Origin of the sequence: Pseudomonas sp. PSPC2-3 (assembly GCF_049898265.1) — a bacterium.
Taxonomy (GTDB): domain Bacteria; phylum Pseudomonadota; class Gammaproteobacteria; order Pseudomonadales; family Pseudomonadaceae; genus Aquipseudomonas; species Aquipseudomonas veronii.
In genome coordinates, this window is the sequence record NZ_JAFCXJ010000006.1 from 294427 (window position 1) to 316967 (window position 22541).

The following is a 22541-nucleotide window of genomic DNA, read 5'->3' on the forward strand; positions in this document are numbered from 1 at the left end:
TTGGCTTGAAATCAGCGCCGGTGACCGGCTTTTTTGTCGTTCGGTGTGTGTGGTTGCCCTTTGTGCAACCCTTCATTGCCAGCCGATGACCGAATATGTCGCAGCGCCGCAAGCAGCTGTCTTCCTACACTCGTTAAGCTGCGCAACGGATGTGCTCACTGCTGGGAGCCTGACCTGCCCGTCACACCGTCGCCTGGCAAGGTGTACGTCCAATGGAAGTTGTATGTGACCTGATCGTCTTGTCCAGCTTCACCCACCTGTCACCCTGATTCGTTTATGGTGCTTGTATCGTTACCTGCGAACAGGGCTGACGGTCTCCCCGCAAGGGGATAACACGCGACGCTTCCATCAATAACAAGCCCAAGCGGAGTACCACAGATGGCGTTCTTCACCGCAGCCAGCAAGGCCGACTTCCAGCATCAACTGCAAGCGGCACTGGCGCAGCACATCAGTGAACAGGCACTGCCACAAGTGGCGCTGTTCGCTGAACAATTTTTCGGCATCATTTCCCTGGACGAACTGACCCAACGTCGCCTTTCCGACCTGGCCGGTTGCACCCTGTCTGCCTGGCGCCTGCTTGAGCGCTTCGACCACACCGAACCCCAGGTGCGGGTCTACAACCCCGATTACGAACGTCATGGCTGGCAGTCGACCCACACCGCGGTCGAAGTGCTGCACCATGACCTGCCATTTCTGGTGGACTCGGTGCGTACCGAGCTGAACCGCCGCGGCTACAGCATCCACACCCTGCAAACCACCGTGCTCAGCACGCGCCGTGGCAGCAAGGGCGAATTGCTGGAAATTCTGGCCAAGGGCACCCAGGGCGAAGGCATCCAGCAAGAATCGCTGATGTACCTGGAAATCGACCGCTGCGCCAACGCCGCCGAACTGAACGTGCTGAGCAAAGAGCTGGAGCAGGTACTGGGCGAAGTGCGCGTGGCCGTGGCCGATTTCGAGCCGATGAAAGCCAAGGTCCAGGAACTGCTGGTCGGTATCGACGCCAGCCGGTTCAGCATCGACGGCGAAGAACAAGCCGAGATCAAGAACTTCCTGGAATGGCTGGTGGGCAACCACTTCACCTTCCTCGGCTATGAAGAGTTCGTGGTACGTGACGAGGCGGACGGTGGTCATATCGAATATGACGCCGGCTCCTTCCTCGGTCTGACCAAGCTGCTGCGCGCCGGCCTCACCGCCGACGACCTGCGCATCGAAGACTACGCCGTGTCCTACCTGCGCGAGCCGACCGTGTTGTCGTTCGCCAAGGCCGCCCACCCGAGCCGCGTGCATCGCCCGGCTTATCCGGACTACGTGTCGATCCGCGAGATCGACGCCGACGGCAAGGTCATCAAGGAATGCCGCTTCATGGGCCTGTACACCTCGTCGGTGTACGGCGAAAGCGTGCGGGTGATTCCTTATATCCGCCGCAAGGTCGCGGAAATCGAACGCCGCTCGGGCTTCCAGGCCAAGGCGCACCTGGGCAAGGAACTGGCGCAGGTGGTAGAAGTACTGCCGCGTGACGACCTGTTCCAGACCCCGGTCGACGAGCTGTTCAGCACCGTGATGTCGATCGTGCAGATCCAGGAACGCAACAAGATCCGCGTGTTCCTGCGCAAAGACCCCTACGGGCGTTTCTGCTACTGCCTGGCCTACGTGCCGCGCGATATCTATTCCACCGAAGTGCGCCAGAAGATCCAGCAAGTGCTGATGGATCGCCTGAAAGCCTCGGACTGCGAATTCTGGACGTTCTTCTCCGAGTCCGTGCTGGCCCGTGTGCAACTGATTCTGCGGGTCGACCCGAAGAACCGCCTGGACATCGACCCACTGCAACTGGAAAAAGAAGTGGTGCAGGCCTGCCGCAGCTGGCAGGACGACTATTCCAGCCTGGTGGTCGAAAGCTTCGGCGAGGCCCACGGCACCAACGTGCTGGCGGACTTCCCGAAAGGTTTCCCGGCCGGCTACCGCGAGCGTTTTGCTGCGCATTCGGCGGTGGTCGACATGCAGCACTTGCTCAGCCTCACCGAAGCCAACCCGTTGGTGATGAGCTTCTATCAGCCGCTGGGCCAGGTGTCCGGCCAGCGTGAGCTGCATTGCAAGCTCTACCATGCCGACACCCCGCTGGCGCTGTCCGACGTATTGCCGATCCTGGAAAACCTCGGCCTGCGCGTGCTGGGTGAATTCCCGTACCGCCTGCGTCATGCCAATGGCCGTGAGTTCTGGATCCATGATTTCGCGTTCATTGCCGCCGAAGGCGTGAACCTGGATATCCAGCAGCTCAACGACACCCTGCAGGACGCGTTCGTGCATATCGTCCACGGCGATGCCGAGAACGATGCGTTCAACCGCCTGGTACTCACCGCCGGCCTGCCGTGGCGCGACGTGGCGCTGCTGCGTGCCTACGCGCGTTACATGAAACAGATCCGCCTGGGCTTCGACCTGGGTTACATCGCCAGCACCCTGAACAACCACACCGACATCGCCCGCGAGTTGACCCGGTTGTTCAAGACGCGCTTCTACCTGGCGCGCAAGCTCACCGCCGACGACCTGGAAGACAAGCAGCAACGCCTGGAACAAGCGATCCTCAGCGCCCTGGACGAGGTTCAGGTGCTCAACGAAGACCGCATCCTGCGTCGCTACCTGGACCTGATCAAGGCCACCCTGCGCACCAACTTCTACCAGACCGACGCCAACGGCCAGAACAAGGCGTACTTCAGCTTCAAATTCGACCCGCGGGCCATTCCCGAGCTGCCCAAGCCAGTGCCGAAGTTTGAAATCTTCGTCTACTCGCCACGGGTCGAGGGTGTCCACCTGCGCTTCGGTAATGTCGCGCGCGGCGGCCTGCGCTGGTCCGACCGTGAAGAAGACTTCCGCACCGAAGTGCTCGGCCTGGTAAAAGCCCAGCAAGTGAAGAACTCGGTGATCGTGCCGGTGGGCGCCAAGGGCGGCTTCCTGCCGCGCCGCTTGCCACTGGGCGGTAGTCGCGACGAGATCGCGGCCGAGGGCATCGCCTGCTACCGCATCTTCATTTCCGGCCTGTTGGACATCACCGACAACCTCAAGGACGGCGCCCTGGTGCCGCCGGTCAACGTCGTGCGGCATGACGGCGATGACCCGTACCTGGTGGTCGCGGCCGACAAAGGCACCGCGACGTTCTCCGACATCGCCAACGGCATTGCCATCGACTACGGCTTCTGGCTCGGCGATGCATTCGCCTCCGGCGGTTCGGCCGGTTACGACCACAAGAAAATGGGCATCACCGCCAAGGGCGCGTGGGTCGGTGTGCAGCGTCACTTCCGTGAGCGCGGCATCAACGTGCAGGAAGACAGCATCACCGTGGTCGGCGTCGGCGACATGGCCGGCGACGTGTTCGGTAACGGCCTGTTGATGTCCGACAAGCTGCAACTGGTCGCGGCCTTCAACCACCTGCATATCTTCATCGACCCGAACCCGAACCCGGCGACCAGCTTCGTCGAGCGCCAGCGCATGTTCGAGCTGCCGCGTTCGGCGTGGAGCGACTACGACACCAGCATCATGTCCGAAGGCGGCGGTATCTTCTCGCGCAGCGCGAAGAGCATTGCCATCTCGCCACAGATGAAAGAACGCTTCGACATCCAGGCCGACAAACTGACCCCGACCGAACTGCTGAACGCCTTGCTCAAGGCGCCGGTGGACCTGTTGTGGAACGGCGGTATCGGCACTTACGTCAAGGCCAGCACCGAAAGCCATGCCGATGTGGGCGACAAGGCCAACGACGCGTTGCGCGTCAACGGCAACGAGCTGCGCTGCAAGGTGGTGGGCGAGGGCGGTAACCTCGGCATGACCCAACTGGGGCGTGTGGAATTCGGCCTCAATGGCGGCGGTTCGAACACCGACTTCATCGACAACGCCGGCGGCGTGGACTGCTCCGACCACGAAGTGAACATCAAGATCCTGCTCAACGAAGTGGTGCAGGCTGGCGACATGACCGACAAGCAACGCAACCAGTTGCTGGCGAGCATGACCGACGAAGTCGGCAGCCTGGTGTTGGGCAACAATTACAAGCAGACCCAGGCCCTGTCCCTGGCCGCACGCCGTGCCTACGAGCGTGCCGCCGAGTACAAGCGCCTGATGAGCGACCTGGAAAGCCGTGGCAAGCTGGACCGCGCCATCGAGTACCTGCCGACCGAGGAGCAGCTCACCGAGCGCGCCGCCACCGGCAAGGGCCTGACCCGTCCGGAGCTGTCGGTGCTGATCTCGTACAGCAAGATCGACCTCAAGGAAGCCCTGCTCAAGTCGCAGGTGCCGGATGACGAGTACCTGACCCGTGACATGGAGACCGCGTTCCCACCGAGCCTGGTGGCCAAGTTCGGCGAGGCGATGCGTCGCCACCGTCTGAAGCGCGAGATCGTCAGCACCCAGATCGCCAACGACCTGGTCAACCACATGGGCATCACCTTTGTGCAGCGGCTCAAAGAGTCGACCGGCATGAGCCCGGCCAACGTGGCGGGCGCCTATGTGATCGTGCGCGACATTTTCCATCTCCCGCACTGGTTCCGTCAGATCGAAGCCCTGGACCACCAGGTCTCCGCCGACGTGCAACTGGAGCTGATGGACGAGCTGATGCGCCTGGGCCGTCGTGCCACGCGCTGGTTCCTGCGCAGCCGTCGCAACGAGCAGGATGCCGGGCGTGACACCGCGCACTTCGGTCCGCACCTGGCCGCACTGGGTCTCAAACTCGACGAACTGCTCGAAGGCCCGACCCGTGAAGGCTGGCAGACCCGTTACCAGGCCTACACCGAAGCCGGTGTACCGGAGTTGTTGGCACGCATGGTTGCAGGCACGACGCACCTGTACACCTTGCTGCCGATCATCGAAGCCGCCGACGTGACCGGGCATGACGCCGCCGAAGTGGCCAAGGCCTACTTCGCCGTCGGCAGCGCCCTGGACTTGCCATGGTACCTGCAGCAGATCAGCGATCTGCCGGTCGCCAACAACTGGCAGGCCCAGGCCCGCGAAGCCTTCCGCGACGACGTGGACTGGCAGCAACGGGCGATCACCATTTCCGTACTGCAAATGGCCGAAGCGCCACAAGACATGGAAGCCCGCGTGGCCCTGTGGCTTGAGCAGCACCAGGACATGGCCGATCGCTGGCGCGCAATGATGGTGGAAATCCGTGCCGCGGTCGGCACGGACTACGCCATGTACGCGGTGGCCAACCGTGAGTTGCTGGACCTGGCGTTGAGCGGTCAGTCGGTGCTTTAAACCGCTGCCTGGTTGTATAAAACAAAAAATCCCCGTATTGCATGATGCGGGGATTTTTTATGCGGTGGGACATCAGATAGTGCAATTGTCGGTGATCAGCACGCCCGGCCCTGCATGATCAGCGGCTTCATGGCGTTGGGTATCATCTTCTCGACGGCGGTGTATTCCGCGGCGGTCATCTGATACTAAATGGCCGGTTCACGTGACGGCAATTATTAACGAGAGACCCATGGGTGGTTGTCGTCGGCATTTACCGTGGGCGCTTACTGATGATTTGCCGGGAATGGCGCCGCGCTGGAAACGAACTTCCGGTTATAACTGAATGGCGCTGTGGGGGGGGGCGACAAATGGTGTTTGGTTTGTGTAAATTATATATCTGCTGTGAAATCAATTTGTTAATTAGCCAGTCGGTTTTTATTTTATTCCTGTGAGTGCCATTCGTCGCCATGGGTGGGCCACCTGTTAGGTTTGACAGTAGACAGGTTCATGTTTGGGGGGCAGCTTGTGAGTTGCAATCTTGCCGAAGAGGAATGTCAGACATGCAATGTATTCAGGAGGGTAGCATCTTAACTCACAAAGTTGACGACATGGTAGGGTGTGCAATATCCGGTATGACACCAAGTGGTTTGGGTCTTCATTTTGAGAGTAAATATGGTTCCGGTAAAAACCTTACGCAAGGTGCTATACATAGGGTTAATGAGTTTGTGAATGCGGATGCTAAGTATGATTTAGGCTTAATGGTATATCCTAACATAGAGAATTCACTGTATCAGGCTATTCAAAATGTATTAAGCCGTGGCGGGGGGGCGCTATTGCGGCAATACTTTGGTTCGCTTGAACCACAGGGGGCGGTAGACAGCCGTTTGTATCAGATTGCCCTCGGATGGTATCAGTCTTACGTGCTAAAAATGGATGGCGATCAGCTCGCAGTCGGGCAGGTCATTAAGCGTGGAGGTATAGTTGATCGCGATGTCTATGGTGATATGACTTATGATGAATATCATCAGCGCCTAGGTACCCAAAAAGAGATTCCGCTCACCGCAATTTTTCAAGTTAAATGGCTCGAAATTTCTCCTATAGCTGGTTCTGAACCAGCGCGGCCGAAAACACCGCAGTGGCTCATCGATCATTATGAAAAAAATTATGATCCTTGGATGGGGGATTGGGATAACGTTCAAGAACAAATAAGAAAGGCGAAAGAGGGCCTGTGAGGTGCTTGAAAACTGGCTCGGTCGTTGAAATTCCGAGCCAGTTGTTTATGCGATTTTAGTGGTCAGTGTTCTATTGGACGCGGCATGTAGTACTGATGGTTGATTCTGCTTCTAGTTGGCTAGGGCACTATTTACCGTCGCTCCAGTTGCATGTGAGCCCGCCCAGGCTTTCCTCGGTCAACCGGGTGGACGGGGCGATGCGCTGTTCGAGAATGGCGTCGAACAGCCGTGGGTAGATGTCATTCACCGAGGGCTTTTTACCGGCCACCAGGCACATGGCGGGCAGGCCGGTGATGGGCAGGTCGCGTGGCAAGGCGTGGGCGGTCATGGCCGGTCTCCAAAAATCAACTGCCCAGATGGTCGTCCGGGATGGTCAAGCGAATGCCCATGCGCAGGCCTTCCTGGAGGATGTGCTTGCGCATTTCGGCGCTGGCCAGGGCGCTGTTCTTGTTGCGGATGGCGCGCACCACGGCATCGTTTTCCTGCAGGCGTTCCGCCAGGTGTTCCGGGGAGTTGCGCAGCACCTGTGCGCTCTGCTTGAGAGCGTTGCTGGTTTGTTGCACCACGTTCTGGAAGATCGGGTTGGAGGTGAGGGCGAACAGTTCTTCGTGGAAGGCAATGTAGGCATTCATCCCGGCTTCGGCGTCGCCAGCGTCGAGGGCTTCGCGCATGTCCATCAGGGTCAGGCGCAGTTGGCCAACCTCTTTGCTGCTGATGGATTGGGCCACCAGGCCGACAATAAACGGTTCGAGGGTGTAGCGCAGTTGCAGGATATCTTCGAGGCTGGCGTCGGCCACGGCGTCGCTCGATTGCGCCTCGTTGACGTGGGTTTCGAGCACCACCACGCCTTTGCCGGGCATCGAGCGCACCAGGCCGAGGGTTTCCAGCACGATCACGGCTTCACGCAGGCTGGGGCGGCTGATGCCCAGCTGTTCGGCCAGTTCACGCTGACCGGGCAGCATTTCACCGCGCCGCCACTGGCCCCGCGCCAGGGAGGCGCGGAGTTTTTCTACGACTGAATTGACGACGGTTGAGGGGGTGACCACGTCGATTGCTCCTTGATCTTGCGAATACAATTGCCACAAAGGCGACGATTGAGTGTGGGAGAGAGCAAGCTCCTTCCCACTGGTGATCTGTGTCGCTCATGCCAATGGGTCAGAACTCCTGGTGCGCGGGCACTACCGGCTTTTTAGCCTGGAACGCATAACCCTGCTGGCCGGCGAGTACCTTGTTGGCGCGCTGGATATCGATGTCTTTTTCCCAGCGCGCAATGGCCACGGTGGCGACGCAGTTGCCGATCAGGTTGGTCAATGCACGGCCGATGCCCATGAACCAATCCACCGCCAATACCAGCACCAGGCCGACCACCGGAATCGCCGGGATGGCCGTGAGTGTCGCCGCCAGAATCACCAGCGCTGACCCCGGAATGCCATGGGCGCCCTTGGAGGTGATCAACGATACCAGCAGGATGGTCAGCAAGTCGGTCATCGACAGCGGTGTGCCGGTAGCGTTGGCGATAAACACGATGGCCAGGGTCAGATAGATCGAGAAACCGTCGAGGTTGAACGAATAGCCTGTCGGAATCACCAGGCCCACGGTGGAACTGCCGATGCCCAAGTGTTCCAGTTTACGCATGATCTGTGGCAGCACCGCGTCGGACGAGGCGGTGCCCATCACGATCAGCAGCTCTTCGCGCAGGTACTTGAGCAGCGGCAGCATGCGCAGGCCGGACAGGCGCATCACCAGGCCGAGGATCACCCCGACAAACATAAAGCAGGTCAGGTAGAACAGGCCTACCAGGCTGCCCAGGTGCTGCAGTGAGTCCAGGCCGTAGGTGCTGGTGGTAAAGGCGATCGCGCCGAACACGCCGATCGGCGCCAGGCGCACGATCATGCCCATGATGCGGAAGATCACGTGACTCAGCTCGTTGATCAGCCGCGAAATGCCCGACGCCGCTTCACCCACCAGGTTCAAGGCGCTGCCGAACAGCACCGAGAACAGCAGCACTTGCAGCACGTTGTTGTCGGCAAATGCACCGATCACCGAGTTGGGGATCAGGTCCATCAGGAACTGGCTGGTGCCCTTGATGTGTTGGCCCTTGTCGACCAGTTCATGCAAGCCGGCGGAGGACAATTGCTCCAGGTGGATATTCGCACCGCTGCCGATGCCGGTGCTGAAGGCCATGAGCAGGCCGATCACCAGGGCGACGGTGGTCAGCACTTCGAAATAGATCACCGACTTGAGGCCGATGCGCCCGACCTTTTTCAAGTCGCCGGCGCCGGAGATACCGCTGACCACCACGCAGAACACGATCAGGCCAATCAACATCTTGATCAGTTTGATGAAACCGTCACCCAGGGGTTTGAGTTGCGAGGAGAATTCGGGAAGGGCCAGGCCGCAGAGGATGCCGAGCATCAGACCGATCACGACTTGCAGGAAAATCGAACGCGAGCACCATCTGAACATGGGAGGGATCTCTATTCGGTGCCCTGGTGGGTCCAGGGCTTAATTGTTGTGGTCATACCGGTAAGTCCAGTGCGTGGCCAGTCTACGCTGGGTTTTTTCCAGGTCACAAGTGATTTTCGCGGCTTGTCCGGTTGCGGTCTGACCAGTTGCTCTGCGAGGGCGGTGCTTGAGCGGTTGACGGGGCGCAAATTTTTTCGCTTATCATCCGCCGCTGAGTACGCGAGGTGACGGATGGACAAACCAGGACTGAGCACCAACGACGCAGGGCTGACCCATTGCAGTTGGCGTACCGCTGCGCCGGAATATCCGCATTACCACGACCATGAATGGGGCGTGCCGGTGGCGGATGACATTCAGTTGTACGAGAAGATTTGCCTGGAGGGGTTTCAGGCAGGCATGGCGTGGATCACCATCCTGCGCAAGCGCGAGCATTTTCGGCGGGCGTTCGACGGTTTTGATTTCCGCCGTGTGGCGCAGTACGGCGAAGCGGATATCGAACGCCTGATGGCTGACCCTGGCATTGTGCGCAACCGCGCGAAGATCGTCTCGACCCTCAACAATGCGCGCAGGGCGTGCGAGTTGGTGGCGGAAAGCGGTTCGTTGGCGAAATGGCTATGGTCGTTCGAACCGACGCCAGACGAACGCCCGGCGCGGGTGGATCTGGCGTATTGGAGCGCCAACCCGACGTCACCGGCTTCGGTGCGCTTGTCGAAGGCCTTGAAGAAACGCGGGTGGACCTACGTGGGGCCGACCACGATGTATGCGTTGATGCAGGCGACGGGGATGGTCAATGACCATCTTGAAGGCTGTGCCTGCCGCGAGCCGATCGAAGCACTGCGCCGTCGATTCAATCGCCCTTGAGTCTCGCAGCGGTGCTATTCGTGCGCCAGAGGGGTGAGCACCTCAGCCTTGTCATCCAGCACCATCACCACCAGCAGTTTCGCCGGTCGGGTCTGGCTGGCATTGCTCGACTCGAAGTGCCGCGAGCCCGCCGGTTCGTAGAATGACTGGCCGGCCGTGTAGGTGATCGCCGGTTCATCGTTGACCCGCGACGTAATCGCGCCCTCCAGCACGTAAGCCACGGCAGTGCCGGTATGGCTGTGGGGCACGGTGGCCTGGCCCGCGGCGTAATCGACGCTCAGCATGATGGTTTTCTTGCCGGGCACGTTGCTCAGGGCGTGCTCTTGCAGAACCTTGATCGACTCCTGGTTGTACACCGGTTCATGGGCGAAGGCACTGAACGAGGCTAGCATCAGGGCGGTTGCGAGTGAGCGTTTCATGGCGAGTTTCCGAGTCGTTCGAGAGGTCTTCACCCTACGCCGCGTGCTCCCGCCGACCAATGACCAATCCAGCCGAAAAACCTCTAGCCAATCTGCTGGAGAATGTCGCGCACCTTGTCCAGGGCCGGGTCGATGTCCAGGGTTTCGATCGCGCCGAAGCCGATGATCAGGCCCGGGCGTACCGGCGTGTCGTGAAAAAACACGTCGAGCGGGTACAGGCCCACGTCGACCTGACGTGCCAGCTGCATCAACAACGCAATATTCACCGGCACCTTGCACAGGGCCGCCATATGAAAGCCGGCCACGGTGGGCACCGCTTCGAACCACGGCGCCAGGTCGCCCGCCAGGCGCTGCAGGATGCGCTCGCGACGCCCGGCATACACGCTGTGGCAGCGGCGAATATGCTTGAGCAGATAGCCTTCGCTGATGAACTTGGCCAACGCCCATTGCGGCAAGGTGGAGCTGTGTTGATCGGTCAATTGCTTGGCCTTGAGCACCGCGCCATAAAGGGCTGGCGGCAGTACCGCATAGCCCAGGCGCAACTCCGGCAGCAGGGTTTTGGAGAAGGTGCCGACGTAAGTCACCACGCCTCGGGTGTCCATGTTTTGCAGGGAGTCGGTGGGACGGCCTTCGTAACGGAATTCGCTGTCGTAGTCGTCTTCGATAACCATCGCCCCCAGCTCGAACGCACGGGCCAGCAGGGCTTCGCGGCGTGCCTGGCTCATGGGCATGCCGAGGGGGAACTGGTGGGACGGTGTCACATAGATCAGCCGCGCACCGTCGGGGATCCGCTCGACCTGAATGCCCTGATCGTCGACGGGCACCCCGATGACGTTTGCCCCCATCGCCATGAACAACTGGCGCGCCGGGGTGTAGCCGGGGTCTTCCATGGCGACGATGCTGCCCGGCTCCAGCACGACGCGGGCGATCAGGTCGAGAGCCTGCTGCGCGCCGTTGGTGACCACGATGTCGTCGGCGCTGCATTTGACCCCACGGGAAAACGCAATGTGCCCGGCGATGGCGCTGCGCAACGCCAGCAGGCCTTCGGTCTGGCTGTAGAGGCCACTGTTCTGGGCAATACGGCGCAGGGCGTCCTGGGTGCAGCGTCGCCATTCGTCCTGGGGGAATTGGTGGCGGCTGGTGGCGCCGCCGAGGAACTCGTAGCGCAGGGCACTGTCGCGCGTGGGGTGATGCATGGGCGAGGGCAGTGCCTGCCACTTCGCCAGGTTGGCGGCGCAGGCCAGGTCGGTGGCGGTTTGCAGGCGTTCGGTCGGCGGAGTGCGGCTGTTGACGAACGTGCCGCGTCCGATCTTGCCCACCAGCAGGCCTTCGTAGGTCAGGGTGGCGTAGGTGTCGGACACGGTCTTGCGTGACACGCCCAGTTGCGCGGCCAGCAGGCGGCTGGGCGGCAATTGCGCCCCGGCGGCCAGGCGGCCGGAGTCGATGGCTTCGCGCAGTTGCTGGTAAAGCTGTTCGGCCAGGTCCTTGCGGCCGTTGATGATCACGTGCAGTTCCATGTTTTTCCTGAGGGGCTGAGTCGGTCCAAGACTACTCGCTGGCGACGTTTGCTCCAAAGGGGCTGTATGACAACGCGATAAAAAAAGTGGGAGCGGGCCTGCTCCCACCTGGGGATTGTGCTGCTTATGTGGTCAGGACAGGAAACCACCGTCCACGTTCAGCGACACCCCGGTGGTGTAGCTGGATGCATCGCTGGCCAGGTAGAGCACCGCGCCGGCCATCTCGCTCGGGTCCGCCACGCGCTTGAGCGGGATCTGCGCCAGGGCCATTTTCAGGATCGCGTCGTTCTTCACCAGCGCCGAGGCGAACTTGGTGTCGGTCAGGCCCGGCAGCAGGGCGTTGCAGCGGATGCCGAATTCAGCGCATTCCTTGGCGAACACCTTGGTCATGTTGATCACCGCGGCCTTGGTCACCGAGTAGATGCCCTGGAACACGCCCGGCGAGATGCCGTTGATCGAGGCCACGTTGATGATGCTGCCGCCGCCGTTTTCGCGCATCAGCTTGCCGGCTTCCACCGACATGAAGAAGTAGCCGCGAATATTCACATCCACGGTTTTCTGGAAGGCGCCCAGGTCGGTGTCCAGCACGTTGCAGAATTGCGGGTTGGTCGCGGCGTTGTTGACCAGGATGTCCAGGCGGCCGAACTGCTCGCGGATGCCGGCGAAGACCTGGCTGATCTGCTCCATTTCACCGATATGGCAGGCAACCGCAGTGGCCTTGCCGCCGTCGGCGATGATCGCATCCGCTACGTGCTGGCAGCCTTCCAGCTTACGGCTGGACACGATCACGTGGGCGCCTTGCTGGGCCAGCAACTTGGCGATGGCCTCACCGATGCCACGGCTGGCGCCGGAGACAAAAGCGATCTTGCCGTCGAGGTCGAACAGGTTGGTCTTGGACATGGGGGTTCCTTGTGGGTCTTGGCTCGGTCGATCAGAGGGCGGATTTGCCGATGACATTCAGGCTCATCTGCTCCAGCAGCTTGTTCATCTGAATGAACTGCGCAAAGCGTTTGTCCTGGGTCTGTCCATGGAAAAAACGGTAGTAGATCTGCTGCACGATGCCGGCCAGGCGGAACAGGCCGTAGGTGTAGTAGAAGTCGAAATTGTCGATCTCAAGGCCGGCGCGCTCGGCGTAATAGTCGACGAACTGGCGACGCGTGAGCATGCCCGGCGCGTTGCTCGGCTGGCGGCGCATCAGTTGCACGGGCGCCGGGTCGGCGGCTTCGATCCAGTAGGCGAGGGTGTTGCCCAGGTCCATCAGCGGGTCGCCGAGGGTGGTCAACTCCCAGTCCAGCACGCCGATGATCTGCATCGGGTTGTGCGGGTCGAGGATCACGTTGTCGAAGCGGTAGTCGTTATGCACGATGCTGGAAGTGGGATGGTCGGCCGGCATCTTGTCGTTGAGCCAGGCGCGCACGGCCTCCCAGCGAGGTGCGTCGGGGGTCAGGGCTTTTTCGTAGCGGTCGCTCCAGCCGCGGATCTGGCGTTCCACGTACCCCTCGGGCTTGCCCAGGTCGGCCAGGCCGCAGGCGTTGTAGTCCACTTGATGCAGTTCGACGAACTTGTCGATAAAGCTTTTGCACAGCGCTTCGGTCTTGCTCGCGTCCAGGCCCAGTTCGGCCGGCAGGTCGGAGCGCAGGATGATGCCGTTGACGCGCTCCATCACATAGAACTCGGCGCCGATCACCGATTCATCGGTGCAATGCACGTAGGCCTTGGGGCAGTAGGGAAAGCCGTCTTTCAGCTGATTGAGAATGCGGAACTCGCGGCCCATGTCATGGGCCGATTTGGCCTTGTGCCCGAACGGCGGGCGGCGCAGCACGAATTCCTGGCCCGGGTATTCCAGCAGGTAGGTCAGGTTGGACGCGCCGCCGGGGAACTGGCTGATCTTGAGCGTGCCGCTCAGGCCCGGGATATGGGCCTTGAGGTAGGGATCGATCAGGCTGGCATCAAGTTCTTCGCCTGGGCGGATCTGGGTCGATTGGTCGTTCAGCGCCATGCTTATCCCTTCTGCTTATTCTAAAGGCCTCGGACTATTGGCTAATCTAATGCGCCCAGCCGCCCGGCCACAAGGTCGGGGCGGCTTAATAGGTTCGCGTGTTGGATGATGATCAGCGTGCCTGATCGGTCATTTTTCGGGCGGGGGCAAGGCGACCGGCGTCAGCACCGGCCGGCCGGCGAAGTACTCCAGCAGGTTGTCGGCCACCCGTTGCACCGTATCGTGCGCGGCTTCCGGCGACAGCCCGGCCACATGGGAGGTCAGCACGGTATTGCTCAGGCGCTTGAGGGCATCGGGCACCTTGGGCTCGTCGTCGAACACATCCAGTGCCGCGCCGCCGATACGCCGCTGTTCCAGGGCGGCGACCAGGTCGGCGGTCACCACCACGCTGCCACGGCCGATATTCACCAGGTAGCCGTTCGGCCCCAATGCATCCAGGGCATGCCGATCGATCAAGTGGCGCGTGCCCGGGCCGCCGGGCGTGGCCAGGATCAGGAAGTCCGAGGTGTGTGCCAGCTCCACGGCGGTCGAGCAATAGATGTAGTCCACGTCATCGCGCGGCTGGCGGTTGTGGTAACTCACCTGCATGCCGAACCCGAGGGCGGCGCGCTTGGCGATCTCCAGGCCCACCGCGCCGAGGCCGAGAATCCCCAGTTGCTTGCCGCCCAGGGAAGGGCGCATCACCTTGGGCCACTCGCCGTGGCGCACTGCCGCGTCCGTTTGCGGAATGCCGCGCACCAATGACAGCAGCAAGGCCATGGCGTGGTCCGCCACCGAAGGCGCGTTCACCCCGGCACCGTTGGTCACCACGATCCCGCGGTTGCTTGCCGCCTGCAGGTCGACATGCTCATAGCCGGCACCGATCACGCAGATGATCTCCAGCAACGGCAGCGCGGCGATTTCTTCGGCATACAGGCCCAGCGGGCCACGCGTCAGTACGGCCTTGATCTGCCCGCCGTGGGCCTTGATGGCCTGGGCGCGTTCGGCGGGCGTCGGTGCCAGGATCACATGAAAGTCATTGCTTTCGATGATGGGCAGGTATTCGTTGATGGTTTCGACCAGGACCAGAACAGTGGTTGTCATCGGACGGCTCTTCCTGAAGGTTTTGAGAGCAAGAGTATGCGGGATTTGTCAGCAAAATCGCTTTGCCGTGGCAGAAAAATCGTCGTAGGGCCGAGCTTGCAGGTGTTGGGGGCGACGCGTGCCCCCTACGGTATTTGCGTTGTCAGAAACTGATCGCGGCGGCGCTCACGCGTTGCACAAACGCCCCGGCCAACGTGGCATTGTGATGTTCGATGATCGCCGCCGCCGACAGCGTCGCAGTGTCCATGCAGGTGTGGCCGTCTTCGGGCAGTATCACCGAGAACCCCAGTTCGACTGCGACGCGGCAAGTGGTATCGATGCAGAACTGGGTTTTCATCCCGACAATCACCAGCTCATTGAGCTGCATCGCGCGCAGGCGCTGCGCCAGATCGGTGCCGAGGAAACAACTGGGCCGGGTTTTGTTGAAGAACTGGTCACGCGCCTCATCGACATCCAGCTCATGCCACACCTGCCAATACGGGCTGCCCGCGGCAATCGCGGAGCTCGCCGGGCCTGTGTGGCGGGCGACGAAGATCGGTGCGCCGGCGTGGCGCGCGCGCCCGATCAGTTGGTTGATGGTCTGCAGCACCCGTTCGCGTTCGAAGGGGTGCTCCGGGCCATCGTACAGGCCGGTTTGCATATCGATGATCAGCAGGGCGTCAGCCATGGTGTTGCTCCTTTCGCGTGCCGGATGGCGGCGCAATAAAAAAGGCCCCGTCCATTGCTGGCGGGGCCTTGGGTTGAATCCGTGAGGTGTCTAGTTCAAGCACCCACAGCAACCGCACGACCCGCCAGAAGCGGTCGTGGTGGTGGTGCGGGTGAGGTGCTGCTGAAAAAGGTTCATGGCCGATCATGCTGGGGCATAAGTTTGGCTGTCAAGCGTCGCGGGCAACTTCTTATAAGGCGTGACGATGTTTCGGGCATCCACAAGGGACTCGTCTGACACGCTACCACCCAGGGGGCTCTCCGTGCCAAATGCGCAAAAAATAGCCGACAACCTCGTCCTTGAGCCTCTGCACCGCTTAACCATTCCTCAGCTAAGCCTTTGCTTATTTAAAAGAATCCCGGACAATCGCGCCCCTGTTATAGCCGGGGCGCTGCCTGTCAGGTTTTTCTGACTCGTGCCGGCTGTGGAAATGCGGAGATCCGACCGGATGAATGATCAGGCCAATAGCGTCGACGAACGCTATGTCACGACACCTGTAATCCTTACAAGCTGGAGTCGTCAGGACACCACCTGGATGCTTGGCTTGTTTGGCACGGCGATTGGTGCCGGCACTTTGTTTCTACCTATCAACGCTGGCCTCGGCGGCTTCTGGCCGCTGGTGATCCTGGCGCTGCTGGCCTTCCCGATGACGTTCTTTGCCCACCGTGGCCTGACGCGTTTCGTGCTGTCCGGCCGTGAAGGTTCCGACATCACCGACGTGGTCGAAGAGCACTTCGGCGTCAAGGCCGGCGCGCTGATCACCTTGCTGTACTTCCTGGCGATTTTCCCGATCCTGCTGATCTACAGCGTGGCGCTGACCAATACCGTCGGCAGCTTCATGGAGCACCAGTTGCACATCATGCCGCCGCCACGGGCGATCCTGGCGTTTGTGCTGATCCTCGGCCTGCTGGCCGTGGTGCGTTGCGGTGAGCAGGCGATCGTCAAGGCCATGAGCCTGATGGTGTACCCGTTCATCGTCGCCTTGCTGTTCCTGGCGGTGTACCTGATCCCGCACTGGAACGGTGGCATCCTCAGCACCGCCAACGTGGTGCCGGCACCTTCGGCGTTGCTCAACACCTTGTGGCTGGCGATTCCGGTGATGGTGTTCTCGTTCAACCATTCGCCGATCATCTCGGCCTTTGCGGTGGACCAGAAGCGCCAGTACGGCGCGCATGCCGATGAGCGCAGTTCGCAGATCCTGTCGCGCGCGCACCTGTTGATGGTGGCGATGGTGCTGTTCTTCGTGTTCAGTTGCGTGCTGACCCTGTCGCCGGCGCAACTGGCTGAAGCGAAAGCACAGAACCTGTCGATCCTGTCGTACCTGGCCAACCACTTCGACAACCGGACCATCGCCTTCGCCGCGCCGCTGATTGCGTTCGTGGCGATTGCCAAGTCGTTCCTGGGCCATTACATCGGCGCCAGTGAAGGCCTCAAGGGCCTGGTCGCGAAAACCGGCCGGCGTCCGGCACCGAAGACCCTGGACCGCATGACCGCCGCCTTCATGTTGGTGGTGTGCTGGATCGTCGCCACGCTCAATCCGAGCATCCTTGGCATGATCGAGACATTGGGCGGGCCGATCATTGCGTCGATCCTGTTCCTGATGCCGATGTACGCGATCCGCAAGGTGCCGGCGATGGCCAAGTACCGCGGGCAGGCGTCCAACGTGTTTGTCACGGCGGTCGGCCTGGTGGCGATTACTGCGCTGATTTACTCGCTGCTCTCCTGACCGCACGCTGCACCGAACAGGGCCGATTCGCACGCGTGGCGAGTCGGCCTTTTTTTCGCTCGGAAAACCTGACGCGGCGCAACCGCCGCGCGGCAATGGGCGCTAAGCTGGAACACATTTTTAGCCAGGATGGATGGGGCCGATTGAAAACTGAAACCGATACGCCCGTTGTCGTTGCGTCGAAGCGAACCCAGGACATAATTGCCGGCTTATCGATTGCCGGTTTGCTGTTGCCGGAGGCGGTGGCCTATTCCAGCATTGCCGCGCTCCCGCCCCAGGCCGGTGTGATTGCCTTGTTTGCCGGGCTGGTGTGCTACGGCCTGTTCGGCACCAGCCGTTTCGCGATCGTCTCGGCGACTTCGTCGTCGGCAGCGGTGTTGGCGGCGGCAACGGCCAGCCTGGCGGGGGATGACCCGGCGCTGAGGCTGTCCCTGGCCTTCGGGCTGGTGCTGATCATTGGCGTGTTTTTTCTGCTGGCCGGGCTGTTCAAGCTCGGTGGCGTCACTTCGTTTATTGCCAAGCCGGTGTTGCGTGGGTTTGCCTTCGGCCTGGCGCTGACCATCATCCTCAAGCAACTGGCCAGTGTGGTGGGCGTCCACCTGACCGATAACAACCTGATCCGCTTCCTGCCGCAGTTGCTGGAGCAGCTGCCGCACTGGAACTGGCCCGCCGCGCTGGTGGCTGCGGTGGCCTTGCTGGTGTTGTGGTTATGCGCCCGCGTTCCGCGCCTGCCCGGCGGGCTGGTGGTGATCGTGCTCGGCGTTATTGCCGGCCAGGGCCTGAACCTGCAGGCCCACGGCGTCGCGCTGATCGGCCTGATCGACCTGCGCCTGGAGCTGGGGCATTTGCCGGTACTGCCGTTTGCCGATTGGCTGCGCCTGGGCGAGTTGGCGTTTGCGTTGGTCATGATTTTGTACGCTGAGTCCTACGGGTCCATCAGTTCGTTCGCTCTCAAGCACGGCGACCGGGTGTCGTCCAACCGCGACTTGCTGGCGCTGGGCGCGGCCAACCTGGTGTCTGGGTTGTTCCACGGCATGCCGACGGGCGCCGGGTATTCGGCGACTTCGGCGAATGAGGCGGCTGGCGCCTATTCGCGTTTGGCGGGGATCGTCGCGGCGCTGGTGATCCTGGTGATTGTGTTGACGGTGCTGCCGTATGTTGCGCTCACGCCGGAGCCGGTGTTGGCGGCGGTGGTCATCTATGCCCTGGGCCGGGGTTTGAGCCTGCAGCCCCTGGGGCGTTACTTCCTCTGGCGACGCGACCGTTTGCTGGTGGTGTGTGCGGTGGCGGCGGTGCTGGTGCTCGGCGTGCTGGATGGCTTGTTGTTGTCGGTCGGGATCAGCGTGGTGTTGATGTTGCGCCAGATGTCGGCGGCGGATATCCAGGTGCTTGGGCGCCTGGGCGACACTCATGATTTCGTGGACCGTCAACACCATGCCGATGCGCTGACCGTTCCCGGCGTGTTGATCATACGGCCAAGCGAGGCGCTGTTTTTTGCGAATGCCGAGCGCATCCTCGGCGCCGCCCTGCGCCTGATGCGTCAGTCATCCGCGCAGACGGTGGTGTTGAGCCTGGAAGAATCCCCCGACCTCGACGGCACCAGCGTCGAAGCGCTGGCCGCTTTTTTTGCCCAGGTGCGCGGGGAGGGCAAGCAACTGGTGCTGGCGCGGGTGCGCCATGACGCCCATGAAGTCTTGCAGGCGCTGCCCGAGGCCCAGGCGCCCGAGGTGTTGCTCAGCGGCTTGAGCGTCGATGGTGCGGTGCAACTGGCGTTGCACAGCCATCCCCAGGCATAAAAAAACGCCGCGTATCTTGCGATACGCGGCGTCCTTTACATCAACACACCCTTAGGCTTGCAGCACCGGGATGTTGGCGTTTGCAGCGCTTTCACGGAACTCGGCGATCTGATCGAAACTCAGGTAGCGATACACATCGCTGGCCATGGTGTTGATCTTCGCGGCGTATTCCATGTACTCCTCGACGGTCGGCAGGCGACCCAGGATCGAAGCCACCGACGCCAGCTCGGCCGAAGCCAGGTAGACGTTGGCGCCATCGCCCAGACGGTTCGGGAAGTTACGGGTCGAAGTCGACACGACGGTCGAATTCGGTTCTACACGTGCCTGGTTACCCATGCACAGCGAGCAGCCCGGCATTTCCATGCGCGCGCCAGCCTTGCCGTAGATGCCGTAGTAGCCTTCTTCGGTCAGTTGGTGAGCGTCCATCTTGGTCGGCGGCGACAGCCACAGACGGGTTGGCAGCTGACCCTTGACCTGATCCAGCAGTTTACCGGCAGCGCGGAAGTGACCGATGTTGGTCATGCACGAACCGATGAACACTTCGTCGATCTTCTCGCCAGCAACGCTGGACAGCAGACGGGCGTCGTCCGGGTCGTTTGGCGCGCAGAGCACAGGCTCCTTGATGTCGGCCAGGTCGATCTCGATGATTTCGGCGTATTCCGCGTCGGCATCGGCCACCATCAGCTCCGGGTTGGCAACCCAGGCTTCCATCGCTTGGGCGCGACGTTCCAGGGTACGTGCATCGCCGTAGCCTTCGCCGATCATCCAGCGCAGCAGGGTGATGTTGGAGTTCAGGTACTCGGTGATCGACTCTTTCGACAGCTTGATGGTGCAACCGGCAGCCGAACGTTCAGCCGAGGCGTCGGACAGCTCGAAAGCTTGTTCGATGCTCAGGTTGTCCAGGCCTTCGATTTCCAGGATGCGGCCGGAGAAGGCGTTCTTCTTGCCTTTCTTCTCTACGGTCAGCAGGCCAGCCTGGATCGCGTAGTAAGGAATGGCATGAACCAGGTCACGCAGGGTGATGCCAGGTTGCATTTTGCCTTTGAAGCGCACCAGGATCGATTCCGGCATGTCCAGTGGCATCACGCCAGTGGCTGCGGCGAACGCTACCAGGCCGGAACCGGCCGGGAACGAAATGCCCATCGGGAAACGGGTGTGGGAGTCACCACCGGTACCGACGGTGTCCGGCAGCAGCATGCGGTTCAGCCAGCTGTGGATGATGCCGTCGCCTGGGCGCAGCGACACGCCGCCACGGGTCATGATGAAGTCAGGCAGGGTGTGGTGGGTGGTCACGTCGATCGGCTTAGGATACGCCGCGGTGTGGCAGAAAGACTGCATCACCAGATCGGTCGAGAAGCCCAGGCACGCCAGGTCTTTCAGTTCGTCACGGGTCATAGGACCGGTGGTGTCCTGGGAACCCACGGTGGTCATCTTAGGCTCGCAGTAGGTGCCTGGACGAACGCCAGTCACGCCGCATGCCTTGCCGACCATCTTCTGCGCCAGGGTGAAACCCTTGGTGCTTTCGGCCGGAGCTTCCGGCTTCTTGAACAGGTCGGACGGTGGCAGACCCAGTTCGGCACGCGCCTTCTCGGTCAGGCCACGGCCGATGATCAGCGGGATACGGCCGCCGGCACGGACTTCGTCCAACAGCACCGGGGTCTTCATTTCGAAGGTGGTCAGGACTTCATCGGTACCGTGCTTGCAGACTTTGCCAGCATGCGGGTACAGGTCGATCACGTCGCCCATGTTCATGTTGGTGACGTCGAATTCGATCGGCAGTGCGCCAGCATCTTCCATGGTGTTGTAGAAGATCGGAGCGATCTTGCTGCCGAAGCAGAAACCACCGGCGCGCTTGTTCGGCACGTAAGGAACGTCGTCGCCGAAGAACCACAGTACGGAGTTGGTTGCCGATTTACGCGACGAACCGGTACCGACCACGTCACCGACGTAGGCGATCGGGAAGCCTTGGCCGCGCATTTCTTCGATCTGCTTCATCGGGCCGGTCTTGCCTTGCTCGTCCGGCACGATGCCGTCGCGAGCCATTTTCAGCATGGCCAGAGCGTGCAGCGGGATGTCAGGGCGGGACCAGGCGTCCGGCGCAGGCGACAGGTCGTCGGTGTTGGTTTCGCCGGAGACCTTGAACACGCGCAGGCTGATCTTGTCGGCCAGGGTCGGACGGTTCTTGAACCACTCGCCGTCGGCCCAGGACTGGATCACGGCCTTGGCGTGTGCGTTGCCGGCCTTGGCTTTTTCAGCCACGTCGTGGAACGCATCGAACATCAGCAGGGTGTGCTTGAGTTGAGCGGCGGCAACAGGCGCCAGTTCGGCGTTGTCGAGCAGCTCGACCAGGGTCACGATGTTGTAGCCGCCTTGCATGGTGCCAAGCAGTTCAACGGCGCGTTTCTTGTCGATCAGGGGAGAAGTGGCTTCGCCCTTGGCCAGGGCAGACAGGAAACCGGCTTTGACGTAGGCAGCTTCGTCAACGCCTGGTGGAATGCGGTTGGTGATCAGGTCAACGAGGAATTCTTCTTCGCCAGCCGGGGGATTTTTCAGCAGCTCGACCAGGCCTGCGGTTTGTTCGGCATTAAGCGGCTGGGGAACAATACCCAGGGCTGCACGCTCTTCGATATGTTTGCGGTAGGCTTCAAGCACAGTTATTACCCTCATCAGTGGTCCCACGGGACGCTCATCCAGAAATGAACGGCACGCATGCGCTCGGGGGCTTTTTGGGCCGCAAAGCCAGCGCTGCCGACATTCCTCACAGAAGCTGCTTTCAAAGTTTTACGCCTGCAGAACGGAGCTGATGAGGGTTGGCGCTGGCTTGACCTGCCGGGTCATTGACCATCGCCAACACCGTTCTGAAGGAACGACTGTGCTCGTGACGCTTTGAAAACAGCTTCCAGCGGATTATTGGCGCCTTATAAGGCCGGATGATTCTACGGCAAAAAAAATCTAAACGTAAGTTGCCAAGCCAAGTTTGCTGGGTGATCAACCTTAGACAAAGGGCTAACATGGCGCCCTGTTTCGCTGATTTGCGTGTTGCCGCCCATGTCCAACCAAGCCATCAAGACCCCCTGCGTAGGCCTGTGCTCCACGGTTTACGGTGACCTCGTGTGTCGCGGCTGCAAGCGTTTCCACCACGAAGTAATCCAGTGGAACGGCTATAACGAAGAAGAAAAACGTGCGGTGTGGCTGCGGCTCGAGCAATTGTTGGTGCAGGTCATGGCCGGCAAGCTGGAGGTTTTCGACCCCAAGACCCTGCGCAGCCAGCTGGAGCAACGCAAGATCCGCTTTGTGCCGCACCAGTCCGAGTACTGCTGGGCCTACCAGTTGATCGCCCGCGGGGCACGGGTGATTTCCAACCTGGAGGCCTATGGCATGGTGCTGCTGCCGGAGTTCCGCGAGTGGAACCTGCCGCAGCTGCGCGATGCCATCGACCGTGAGTTTTTCATCCTGTCCGAGGCGCACTACCAGCGCTATATTGCGCCGGGGTTTCTCAAGGATGTGTTGGGCGCCTGA

Annotated in this window: 15 protein-coding genes and 1 pseudogene; 6 read left to right on the top strand and 10 right to left on the bottom strand. The window is 61.1% G+C overall.

Annotated features, from left to right (window positions below; translation table 11 throughout):
- Positions 1-378 precede the first annotated feature (378 nt).
- Positions 379-5238, top strand: a complete 4860-nt coding sequence (locus tag ACP7E3_RS15860; RefSeq protein WP_426123652.1) for an NAD-glutamate dehydrogenase — start codon at positions 379-381, stop codon at positions 5236-5238.
- 539 nt (positions 5239-5777) lie between these two features.
- Complete coding sequence (locus ACP7E3_RS15865) at positions 5778-6449, top strand: hypothetical protein (RefSeq protein ID WP_046383652.1); 672 nt, start codon at positions 5778-5780, stop codon at positions 6447-6449.
- A gap of 160 nt (positions 6450-6609) precedes the next feature.
- Here the strand turns inward: ACP7E3_RS15865 and ACP7E3_RS15870 are convergent.
- From ACP7E3_RS15870 to ACP7E3_RS15880, 3 genes and pseudogenes are all read right to left on the bottom strand, one after another.
- A pseudogene (locus tag ACP7E3_RS15870) lies at positions 6610-6777 on the bottom strand (GntR family transcriptional regulator); the annotation flags it as partial.
- A gap of 16 nt (positions 6778-6793) precedes the next feature.
- Positions 6794-7495, bottom strand: a complete 702-nt coding sequence (locus ACP7E3_RS15875; RefSeq protein WP_017846479.1) for a FadR/GntR family transcriptional regulator — start codon at positions 7493-7495, stop codon at positions 6794-6796.
- 109 nt (positions 7496-7604) lie between these two features.
- Positions 7605-8930, bottom strand: coding sequence for a C4-dicarboxylate transporter DctA (locus ACP7E3_RS15880; protein ID WP_426123730.1), 1326 nt, complete (start codon positions 8928-8930; stop codon positions 7605-7607).
- Between the two features lie 216 nt (positions 8931-9146).
- Here ACP7E3_RS15880 and ACP7E3_RS15885 point away from each other — a divergent pair, with 216 nt between their 5' ends.
- Entirely contained in the window at positions 9147-9776 is a 630-nt protein-coding gene (locus ACP7E3_RS15885) for a DNA-3-methyladenine glycosylase I (protein ID WP_046490960.1), read from the top strand.
- A 14-nt stretch (positions 9777-9790) separates the two neighbouring features.
- Here ACP7E3_RS15885 and ACP7E3_RS15890 read toward each other — a convergent pair whose 3' ends face one another.
- The 6 genes from ACP7E3_RS15890 to ACP7E3_RS15915 all read right to left on the bottom strand — a co-directional run bounded on the left by ACP7E3_RS15890 (position 9791) and on the right by ACP7E3_RS15915 (position 15461).
- Entirely contained in the window at positions 9791-10195 is a 405-nt protein-coding gene (locus ACP7E3_RS15890) for a cupin domain-containing protein (RefSeq protein ID WP_169885130.1), read from the bottom strand.
- 83 nt (positions 10196-10278) lie between these two features.
- Positions 10279-11712: a PLP-dependent aminotransferase family protein gene (locus tag ACP7E3_RS15895; protein WP_046383650.1), complete on the bottom strand. Its 1434-nt coding sequence runs from the start codon at positions 11710-11712 to the stop codon at positions 10279-10281.
- A gap of 132 nt (positions 11713-11844) precedes the next feature.
- Positions 11845-12612 (bottom strand): SDR family oxidoreductase, encoded by a 768-nt coding sequence (locus ACP7E3_RS15900; RefSeq protein WP_017846474.1) that lies wholly within the window; start codon positions 12610-12612, stop codon positions 11845-11847.
- A gap of 31 nt (positions 12613-12643) precedes the next feature.
- Positions 12644-13711: a phosphotransferase family protein gene (locus tag ACP7E3_RS15905; RefSeq protein WP_017846473.1), complete on the bottom strand. Its 1068-nt coding sequence runs from the start codon at positions 13709-13711 to the stop codon at positions 12644-12646.
- Positions 13712-13840: 129 nt separating this feature from the next.
- Positions 13841-14794: a 2-hydroxyacid dehydrogenase gene (locus ACP7E3_RS15910; RefSeq protein ID WP_017846472.1), complete on the bottom strand. Its 954-nt coding sequence runs from the start codon at positions 14792-14794 to the stop codon at positions 13841-13843.
- A gap of 142 nt (positions 14795-14936) precedes the next feature.
- On the bottom strand, positions 14937-15461 hold the full coding sequence (locus ACP7E3_RS15915; protein WP_426123657.1) for a cysteine hydrolase family protein: 525 nt from the start codon (positions 15459-15461) through the stop codon (positions 14937-14939).
- A 487-nt stretch (positions 15462-15948) separates the two neighbouring features.
- Here ACP7E3_RS15915 and ACP7E3_RS15920 point away from each other — a divergent pair, with 487 nt between their 5' ends.
- Positions 15949-17226, top strand: coding sequence for a serine/threonine transporter (locus ACP7E3_RS15920; protein WP_026139960.1), 1278 nt, complete (start codon positions 15949-15951; stop codon positions 17224-17226).
- A gap of 143 nt (positions 17227-17369) precedes the next feature.
- Positions 17370-19022, top strand: coding sequence for a SulP family inorganic anion transporter (locus ACP7E3_RS15925; RefSeq protein WP_046383647.1), 1653 nt, complete (start codon positions 17370-17372; stop codon positions 19020-19022).
- A 51-nt stretch (positions 19023-19073) separates the two neighbouring features.
- On the opposite strand, the gene acnB is transcribed toward ACP7E3_RS15925, so the two are convergent.
- A complete protein-coding gene (gene acnB, locus ACP7E3_RS15930) occupies positions 19074-21674 on the bottom strand; it encodes a bifunctional aconitate hydratase 2/2-methylisocitrate dehydratase (RefSeq protein ID WP_017846468.1) in 2601 nt (866 codons plus the stop codon).
- A gap of 396 nt (positions 21675-22070) precedes the next feature.
- Here acnB and ACP7E3_RS15935 point away from each other — a divergent pair, with 396 nt between their 5' ends.
- Complete coding sequence (locus tag ACP7E3_RS15935; RefSeq protein ID WP_017846467.1) at positions 22071-22541, top strand: DUF1289 domain-containing protein; 471 nt, start codon at positions 22071-22073, stop codon at positions 22539-22541.